This is a genomic window from Micromonospora noduli (assembly GCF_003264365.1).
Classification (GTDB): Bacteria; Actinomycetota; Actinomycetes; order Mycobacteriales; family Micromonosporaceae; genus Micromonospora; species Micromonospora noduli.
Genome location: NZ_PYAK01000034.1, coordinates 59,358 through 67,420, shown reverse-complemented (window position 1 = coordinate 67,420; position 8,063 = coordinate 59,358). Strand labels below are relative to the sequence as shown.

At 72.3% G+C, this 8,063-nt stretch carries 11 protein-coding genes; 4 read left to right on the top strand and 7 right to left on the bottom strand.

Annotated features, from left to right (window positions below; translation table 11 throughout):
• Nucleotides 1–515, bottom strand: a 515-nt coding sequence (locus GUI43_RS22790) for an ADP-ribosylglycohydrolase family protein (protein ID WP_170158777.1), incomplete at its 3' end; no start/stop codon positions are given.
• A 73-nt stretch (nucleotides 516–588) separates the two neighbouring features.
• Between GUI43_RS22790 and GUI43_RS22785 the strand changes: the two genes are divergently transcribed.
• Nucleotides 589–1,278, top strand: coding sequence for a response regulator transcription factor (locus GUI43_RS22785; RefSeq protein WP_091401712.1), 690 nt, complete (start codon nucleotides 589–591; stop codon nucleotides 1,276–1,278).
• 29 nt (nucleotides 1,279–1,307) lie between these two features.
• Nucleotides 1,308–2,711 carry a HAMP domain-containing sensor histidine kinase gene (locus GUI43_RS22780; RefSeq protein WP_181539338.1) on the top strand — a complete coding sequence of 468 codons (1,404 nt, stop codon included), beginning with the start codon at nucleotides 1,308–1,310 and terminating at the stop codon, nucleotides 2,709–2,711.
• Between the two features lie 240 nt (nucleotides 2,712–2,951).
• Here the strand turns inward: GUI43_RS22780 and GUI43_RS22775 are convergent, their stop codons facing one another.
• Both GUI43_RS22775 and GUI43_RS22770 read right to left on the bottom strand, forming a co-directional pair.
• Nucleotides 2,952–3,974 (bottom strand): adenosine deaminase, encoded by a 1,023-nt coding sequence (locus GUI43_RS22775; RefSeq protein WP_112583388.1) that lies wholly within the window; start codon nucleotides 3,972–3,974, stop codon nucleotides 2,952–2,954.
• Nucleotides 3,971–4,765 carry a trans-aconitate 2-methyltransferase gene (locus GUI43_RS22770; protein WP_112699749.1) on the bottom strand — a complete coding sequence of 265 codons (795 nt, stop codon included), beginning with the start codon at nucleotides 4,763–4,765 and terminating at the stop codon, nucleotides 3,971–3,973. The genes GUI43_RS22775 and GUI43_RS22770 overlap by 4 nt, the downstream gene beginning before the upstream one ends.
• Before the next feature lie 83 nt (nucleotides 4,766–4,848).
• Between GUI43_RS22770 and GUI43_RS22765 the strand changes: the two genes are divergently transcribed.
• Both GUI43_RS22765 and GUI43_RS22760 read left to right on the top strand, forming a co-directional pair.
• On the top strand, nucleotides 4,849–5,832 hold the full coding sequence (locus tag GUI43_RS22765) for an aldo/keto reductase (protein ID WP_112699748.1): 984 nt from the start codon (nucleotides 4,849–4,851) through the stop codon (nucleotides 5,830–5,832).
• A gap of 88 nt (nucleotides 5,833–5,920) precedes the next feature.
• The gene (locus GUI43_RS22760) at nucleotides 5,921–6,112 is read left to right on the top strand and encodes a hypothetical protein (protein WP_091401705.1); all 192 of its coding nucleotides are present in this window, start codon (nucleotides 5,921–5,923) and stop codon (nucleotides 6,110–6,112) included.
• 121 nt (nucleotides 6,113–6,233) lie between these two features.
• Here GUI43_RS22760 and GUI43_RS22755 read toward each other — a convergent pair whose 3' ends face one another.
• The 4 genes from GUI43_RS22755 to GUI43_RS22740 all read right to left on the bottom strand — a co-directional run bounded on the left by GUI43_RS22755 (nucleotide 6,234) and on the right by GUI43_RS22740 (nucleotide 7,799).
• On the bottom strand, nucleotides 6,234–6,437 hold the full coding sequence (locus GUI43_RS22755; RefSeq protein ID WP_030338233.1) for a cold-shock protein: 204 nt from the start codon (nucleotides 6,435–6,437) through the stop codon (nucleotides 6,234–6,236).
• A gap of 287 nt (nucleotides 6,438–6,724) precedes the next feature.
• Nucleotides 6,725–6,997, bottom strand: a complete 273-nt coding sequence (locus GUI43_RS22750) for a DUF4235 domain-containing protein (protein ID WP_030338235.1) — start codon at nucleotides 6,995–6,997, stop codon at nucleotides 6,725–6,727.
• Nucleotides 6,994–7,368 carry a DUF3618 domain-containing protein gene (locus tag GUI43_RS22745; protein ID WP_112583391.1) on the bottom strand — a complete coding sequence of 125 codons (375 nt, stop codon included), beginning with the start codon at nucleotides 7,366–7,368 and terminating at the stop codon, nucleotides 6,994–6,996. The genes GUI43_RS22750 and GUI43_RS22745 overlap by 4 nt, the downstream gene beginning before the upstream one ends.
• Nucleotides 7,365–7,799 (bottom strand): phage holin family protein, encoded by a 435-nt coding sequence (locus tag GUI43_RS22740; protein ID WP_030338239.1) that lies wholly within the window; start codon nucleotides 7,797–7,799, stop codon nucleotides 7,365–7,367. Before GUI43_RS22740 ends, GUI43_RS22745 begins: the two co-directional genes overlap by 4 nt.
• Nucleotides 7,800–8,063 lie beyond the last annotated feature (264 nt).

Here is an 8,063-nt window from a genome sequence, read left to right as displayed (position 1 = left end):
GCGACGGCGACGGCGACCGCGCCGGCGATCCCCTCCGGGTGCGCGTGCGTCACCTCGGCGGAGGCGCGGGCCTGTGCCGCGGCGCGCGCTGTCGAGTCGGCGAAGTACGCGCCCAGCGGGCCGACCCGCATCGCCGCGCCGTTGCCGCAGGAGCCCTGCCCGTCGAAGGCGGAGGCGGCGGCCAGCGGCCACGGGGTGCCGGTGCGGACCAGCCCCAGGATCAGCATCGCGCCCGCGCCGTAGCCTCGTCGCTCGGTACATCGCTCGGCGAAGGAGAGGGCCAACCGGTCCCGGTCGATGCCGCCGGAGTCGGCCAACTGGGCGAGGACCGAGCAGGCCATCTCGGTGTCGTCGGTCCATTCCCAGGGCGCTGGCGGCAGCGCGTCGGCGGCGAGATCCACGGGCGCGGGCGCCGGCAGGAAGTACTGCGCGCCGAGCGCGTCGCCGGTGGAGAGACCGGCGAGGCTGTCCCGGGCGAGCGCCAGGCGGGCATCGGCGAACAGGGTGAACGACATCGTCGTACCAGCTTGCCCGGTCGCCAGGCACGCCGCAACGCGATCAACTTGCCAGGCCAAGTACGGTCTTGTCGTGGCCTCCGTGCTCCTGGTCGAAGACGATCACGTCGTACGCGGCGCGATGCTGCGGTCCCTCACCGACCGGGGGCATGCCGTGCACGCCGTGGGTACGGCGTTGGACGCCCTGCGTCGGGTCGCCGCGGAGACACCCGATCTGGTGGTGCTCGACCTCGGCCTGCCCGACCTGGACGGCTCGGACGCGCTGCGGATGCTGCGCGGCATCACCGACGTTCCGATCATCATCGCCACCGCCCGCGACGACGAGCAGTCGGTGGTCAAGCTGCTGCGCGCCGGCGCCGACGACTACATGGTCAAGCCGTTCACCGGGGCGCACCTGGACGCCCGGATCACCACGGTGCTGCGCCGGGCCGGCCGGGCCAGTCGGTCCGTGCAGCCCGCTGTGCACAGCGTCGGCGGGCTGCGGGTGGACGTGGGCGAGCGCAGCGCCCAGCTCGACGGGGAGCCGCTGGCGCTGACCCGCAAGGAATTCGACCTGTTGGCGTATCTCGCCGCACGACCTGGGCGGGTAGTGTCCCGCCGGGAACTCTTGGAGGAGGTATGGCGGCAGCCATCGGTCGGCGAGGATCAGACCATCGACGTTCACCTGTACTGGCTCCGCAGAAAGATGGGCGAGTCCGCGGCGAAGCCGCGCTACCTGCGCACCGTGCGGGGGGTCGGATTCCGGCTGGTGGCACCGGACTGAGAACGGCGCTGGCCCTGCTCACGGCCGGCATGTGCAGTCTCGTGGCGCTCGCGTTCCTGATCCCGCTCGGGCTCAGCCTGCGGGAGCAGAGCCGGGACGAGGCGATCGCCGACGCGGCGCGGCGCAGCGCGCTGGTGACCGGCGCGCTGGCGGTGAGCACCGACCCGGCGGTCGTCGAGCGTGCCGTGGTGGCCAGCGCCGAGGGCGCACCCACCCGGCCCGTGGTGCACGGGCTGGGGCTGGACGAGTCCGCTGGTCGGGCCAGCGGTAGCGATCTGGACCGGGCCCGCTCCGAGCGCCAGTCCTTGGTCGTCGACGTCGACGGGGGTGTGGCCCGGCTCGACCCGGTCGTCCTCGGTGACCGGACGGCCGTGGTCGAGGTGTTCCTTCCGGAGTCGACGCTGGGCGAGGGCGCCGGCGGTACGTGGTTACTGCTGTTCGCGGTCGGCGCGGCGATGGCCGGCGCGGCGGTGCTCGTGGTCGACCGGGTCGCCGCCCGCGCGGTGGACTCCACCCGCGGTCTGGTCAAGGCCGCGCTCTCCGTCGGCGACGGCGACCTCGGCGTACGCGTCGAGCCGACCGGTCCGCGCGAGCTGGCCGAGGCCGGGTACGCCTTCAACCGGATGGCGGACCGCCTGGACGCCGCCCGCACCGACGAGCGGGAGTTGGTGGCCGACCTGTCGCATCGTCTGCGTACCCCGTTGACGGTGCTGCGGTTGGACGCGGAGGCGTTGGAGTCCGACGACACCAGCGTGGGATCGTTCAGCCCGGCGGAGTTGGACCGGCTGCGCGGGATCCGGCGGATCCGGCAGGCGATCGTCACCCTGGAGGGTGAGATCGACGTGCTGATCAAGACCACCCGTAAGACGGTGGCGCTCGAGGCCGGGCCGGCGATGTGCGACGTCAGCGAGGTGGTCCGCGACCGGATGGTGTTCTGGGCGGCGTTGGCCGGCGACCAGAACCGGCCGCACCGGGTCAACGGCGCCCAGCTGCGCATCCCGGCTCCGGTGCCCCGGGCCGAACTCGCCGCCGCGCTTGACGCGGTCATCGGCAACGTCTTCCGCTACACCCCGCAGGGCACCGCGTTCGAGGTGGCGGTGTCCCGGCGCGACGGTTACGTGGCGATCCGGATCGACGACGCCGGCCCCGGCATCGCCAACCCGGACCGGGCGCTGCGCCGGGGCGCGAGTGACCAGGGCTCAACCGGGCTCGGGCTGGACATCGCCAAGCGGGTCGCGTTGCAGGCCAACGGCTCGGTGAGCATCGACCGGGCCCGGCTGGGCGGGGCCAGCGTGGTGATGCTGCTCGCCGACCCGGAGGCGACGCCCCGGCAGGTCAGCCGCTTCGGTCTGGTCGGTCGGATGGCCCGCGACGCCCGGGACACGAAGGCCACCGGACGTCGCTGGCCCCGCCAGCGCCCCACCGACGACTGACCCCGGCCGAACCCGGGGCTGTGCGCCGGCGCAAGTCTTCCTTAGATCGCGGTTAACGACCGCGTTGGATCGGCCTCGGGCTGACAGGATCAGAGCACGAACCCACCAGTTCCACCGGCCGAGCGCACCACGCACCCACGGCCGGTGGAGCCGCGCGCGCGGCGGGAGTCACAGGTCCCCCCACACCCACGCTCCCGCCGCGCGCCCTGCTCAACCAAACGGCCCAGCCGGAAGACCAGCTCAGCCGGCGGTGGCGAGGTACGCGTCGATCTCGGCGAGGATCCGCTGCTGGCCGGCGGCGTCCAGGAAGGACGCGGTCACCGCGTTGCGGGCCAGCCCGGCCAGACCCTCGGCTCCGACGCCGAGCAGGCGGGCGGCCACCGCGTACTCGTCGTTGAGGGTGGTGCCGAACATCGGCGGGTCGTCGGAGTTGATGGTGACCAGCAGCCCGGCCTCGACCAGCCGGGGCAGCGGATGCTCGTCGAGGGTGGCCACCGCCCGGGTACGGACGTTGGACGTCGGGCAGATCTCCATCCCGATCTGCCGCTCGGCCAGGTACGCGAGCAGCTGCGGGTCCTGTGCGGCGGAGATGCCGTGCCCGATCCGCTCGGCGCCCAACTCGTTCAGCGCGTCCCAGACGGTCTGCGGCCCGGTGGTCTCCCCGGCGTGCGGGACCGAGCGCAGCCCGGCGGCGCGGGCCTGGTCGAAGTACTGCCGGAACTGCGGTCGGGGTACCCCGATCTCCGGGCCGCCCAGACCGAAACTGACCAGCCCGTCCGGGCGCTCGTCCAGCGCGATGCGCAGCGTCTCCTCGGCCGCGGGCAGGCCGGCCTCGCCCGGGATGTCGAAGCACCAGCGCAGCTCGATGCCGAAGTCGGCCAGGGCACGCTTGCGGGCGTCCTCGATGGCCTCGCAGAACGCCGGCGCGGGAATGCCCCGTCGGACGTGCGAGTACGGGGTGATGGTCAGCTCCGCGTACCGGACCTGTTGACGGGCCAGCTCGCGGGCCACCTCGTGGGTGAGGATCCAGACGTCCTCCGGGTCACGGATGAGATCCACGACGCTCAGGTAGACCTCGATGAAGTGCGCGAAGTCGCGGAACTCGAAGTAGCTGGCGAGGGCGTCCGGGTCGGCCGGCACGGGGGTGCGCCCCTCGTGGCGCGCGGCCAACTCGGCGACGATCCGGGGCAGGGCGGAGCCGACGTGGTGCACGTGCAGCTCCACCTTGGGCAGGCCGGCGATGAAGGTGGACAGGTCGGTCACGGGTTCTCCTGGGCATGGTCGCCGGTGCGGGCGACGACGAAGACGCGGCGGAACGGGAAGTACACCTGACCCTGCCGCACCGGGTACGCCGCGGTGAGCCGTACTCCCAGCTCGGCCCGGAAGGCGGACCAGCCGGCGGCGTCCAGTGCGGCCCGGACCGGGCGCAGCGCCGTGCCCTCCATCCAGGCCAGCACCGGGTGCTCGGCGGCGGGTCGAGCCGGCAGCAGGTGCACGTAGGTAGTCTCCCAGGCGTCCACCGCGCAGCCGGCGGCGGTCAGCAGCGCCGCGTAGTCGGCCGGGTCGTCGACCGGGTCCGCGCGCAGCAGCGGGGCAACCTCGGCCCGCCAGGTCGGTCGGTCGGCGACCTCCCGCAGGGCGCGGTGCGAGTCGGCGGCGAAGTTGCCGGGGACCTGCATGGCGAGCCAGGCGCCGGCGGGCAGCTCGGCGGCCCAGCGGCGCAGCAGCTCCTGGTGGCCGGGGACCCACTGCAACGCCGCGTTGCTGACCACCACGTCCTCGTCGCCGGCCGGAACCCAGTCGCGCAGGTCGGCGACAGCGAAGTCGACAGGCGCGCCGAGGGCCTCGGCCCGCTCGATCATCTCGGGTGAGGAGTCGAGGCCGCGCACCCGGCTGGTCGACCAGCGCTCGGCGAGGACGGCGGTGAGCTGGCCGGGGCCGCAGCCGAGGTCGACCACCGCCCGGGGTCGCTCGGCCGGGATCCGGGCGAGGAGGTCGTGAAACGGCCGGGATCGCTCGTCGCCGAAGCGCAGGTAGGTCGTCGGGTCCCACATGGTCGCCTCCCAAACCGTACGTCCGTACTGCTAACGGTACGGCTCGCGTGGCAGGGTGGCAACCCGATCACTAGGCTCGGGGCATGGAACAGCGCAGCTTCAACCGGCTCGGCCGGACCGTTGGCGCGGTCGGCCTGGGCGCGTGGCAACTCGGCGCCGACTGGGGCACCGTCAGCGAGGACGACGCGATGGCGGTGCTCGCCGCCGCCGTGGACGCCGGGGTCACCTTCCTCGACACCGCCGACGTGTACGGCGACGGCCGCAGCGAGCAGCTGATCGGCCGCTTCCTGCGCACCCGACCCGACGCCGGGCTGACCGTCGCGACCAAGATGGGCCGCCGCGTCGAGCAGCGGCCGGAGGCGTACACCCTGGCCAACTTCCGGCAGTGGACCGACCGCTCCCGGGCCAACCTGGGCATGGACACCCTGGACCTGGTCCAGTTGCACTGCCCGCCCACCGAGGTCTTCTCCTCCGACGAGGTCTTCGACGGCCTGGACACCCTCGTCACCGAGAAGGCCATCGCCGGGTACGGAGTCAGCGTCGAGACCTGCGACCAGGCCCTCACCGCGATCGCCCGACCGGGGGTGGCGAGCGTCCAGATCATCCTCAACGCGGTCCGCCACAAGCCCCTGGAGCGGGTGCTGCCGGCCGCGGCCGCAGCGGGTGTGGGCATCATCGCCCGCGTGCCGCTCGCCAGTGGCCTGCTCTCCGGCCGCTACGACGAGCACACCGAGTTTCCCGCCGACGACCACCGCAACTACAACCGGCACGGCGCGGCCTTCGACGTCGGGGAGACGTTCTCCGGAGTCGACTTCGACCGAGGTCTGGCCGCCGTACGCCGGCTGGCCCCGCTCGTCGACGCGGACCGCACGATGGCGCAGTTCGCCCTGCGTTGGGTGTTGGACCAGGCGGGCGTCACAGTGGTCATCCCCGGTGCCCGCGACGCCGACCAGGCCCGACGCAACGCCGCCTCGGCGGCCCTGTCCCCGCTCACCGACGAGCAGTTGACAGCCGTCCGCGAGACCTACGACGAGTTGATCCGCCCGCAGGTGCACGACCGGTGGTGACCCGCGCGCCCGGGGTGCTCGCGTCGCGCCACCCGGCCGGCGATGCTGGACGGCGGCGCGCCGCCCCGGGCGGCGGAGAGGGGACGCGATGAGGGGTTGGCTTCCACTCACCCTCGGCCTGCTGGCCGTGGTGATCGGTGCGGTGTGGACGGTCCAGGGCCTCGGCTACGTCAGCGGCAGCGTGATGACCGACGAGAAGATCTGGGCGGTGATCGGCCCGCTCGTGACGGCGGCCGGGCTGGTGGTGATCTGGCTCGGCCTGCGCTCGCGTCGACGCTGACTGCTCGCCCCACCGGCAAGCCTGAACAGGCGAAAGCCCCGCATCCCAACCGGGATGCGGGGCTTTCGCGTGACCCTTGAGCCGGATCGTCCCACTGGCCGGCGGGGGCCGGCCGTCCTACTCAGATGGGACGAACCTGCTCAGCCTGCGGGCCCTTCTGACCCTGAGCAATCTCGAACTCCACCCGCTGGTTCTCCTCCAGCGAGCGGTAGCCGCTGGTCTGGATGGCCGAGAAGTGGACGAACACGTCAGCACCCCCACCATCGACGGTGATGAAGCCGAAGCCCTTGTCAGCGTTGAACCACTTCACGGTTCCCTGAGCCATGTGTTTCTCCCTCTAAAAACTGGCGGCCGTGCACGCCGTCCGGCCGATTGGCCGTTTTTGAGCAGCGGCGCCTGAGGCGGCCCCACGAAGGAGACTTCTCTCAACCCACGCCATCTCGCAACAGCGGGGACCAGCAAATCACGGAGGTAAAAAGTCTGTCACGACCTCTCCGACGAATTTCTCCGACATGTGACCTGACGGATGCCTCAGGTGCGCTGGGCGGCGTGCGATGCCATGCGAAAGCCCCCTTCCCATCGATGCGGGAAGGGGGCTGAAGTCGCTGCCTGTCAATCCGGCCAGCTGCCGGTCATCCGGCGTACGCCGACCGCGCCGCCCCGGTCCACAGCGGCCCGGACGACCGCGAAGATGGCGCCCTGCAACGCCGCGGCGGCCAGGATCTCGCCCCAGCCGCGATCCTCGTCGGTCGCGTTGGGCGCCTCACCGTCGCCCGCGGTGACCTTCCAGACCTGCCGGAAGATCGCCCCGGCCACCGCGCCCGCGGCGATACCCATCAGGACGCCGACCGGCCGGTACGCGACCCTGCCGATGCTCTTACTCACCTACGCCTCCCCCGCACGATCATCAGCACCACCACGGTGGCCACCGCGCCGGCCGCGATGGCCGCCCACGGCACCGGGTTGCGGCGCACCAACTCGCCCTTGTCGTACGCCTGTGCGCGTACCTTCTCGCCCTTTTCGTACGCCTGCGCCCGGGCCATCCCAGCGCCGCGCGCGGCCTGACCGCGGACCCGAGCGACGGTCTGCGCCGCCTGCTCCCGCATCCGCGCCTTGGCCTGCTCAGCGGACTCCTTGAGACGCGCCTTGACGTCGGCCTTGGCGGCCAACGCCTCCATCGTCTCGCCCAACTCGACCCGGGTGCGACGGATCTCCTCGCGGAGGGCCTCCGTGTCGCCGGTCCCGTTACCGGTCATTGCCGCCCCCTGTCCTTCACTGCGGCGGTGACGGTGTCCATGTCTGCCCGGAGGCTGCGGACCGTGGCCGCCGGCACCGGCGGGACGGCACGGCTGACCTGCTTCTTGCCCACCAGGGCGAGGATGCCGGCCACCAGGAAGCAGGCCACCGCCACGATCAGCGCCGCGGCCCAGGCGGGCAACACCAGGTCGAGCAGCAGGATCGCCGTGGCGACCAGCGCACCCAGACCGAAGAACGCGAGCGCGCCGCCGCCGCCGAACAGGCCGATCCCGATGCCCGCGTGCTTACCCTTCTGGGTCAACTCCGCTCGGGCCAGCGTCAGTTCGTCCCGCACGAGGCGGGAGATCTGCTCAGTGGCCCGCTGCACCAACTCGGCGGTGGAGGGCTCGCTCCCGTTCTGGGATGTGCGGGCTTTCGCCACGTCAGCCATGCTGTCCTCCTTTCCTCATCACCGCGCTGTATGCCCGAAGTCGCCGCTCGTCAATCCTAAAGCGCGCCAAGCAGCTCACCGTCCCCGTTGTCCGGACGCCGCGCCGCCAATACGCGGCCAGCCGCCGCGATCACGCCAGAGACGTCCGGCAGCACATCCCCCACCCAAGCCCGACCAAACCTCCCGCAACCGACCCCCGCTCCCCGACCCCTCCCCTCCTCGCCCCTGCAACGGTGATCATGGGGTTGGCGGGGACAAACCAGG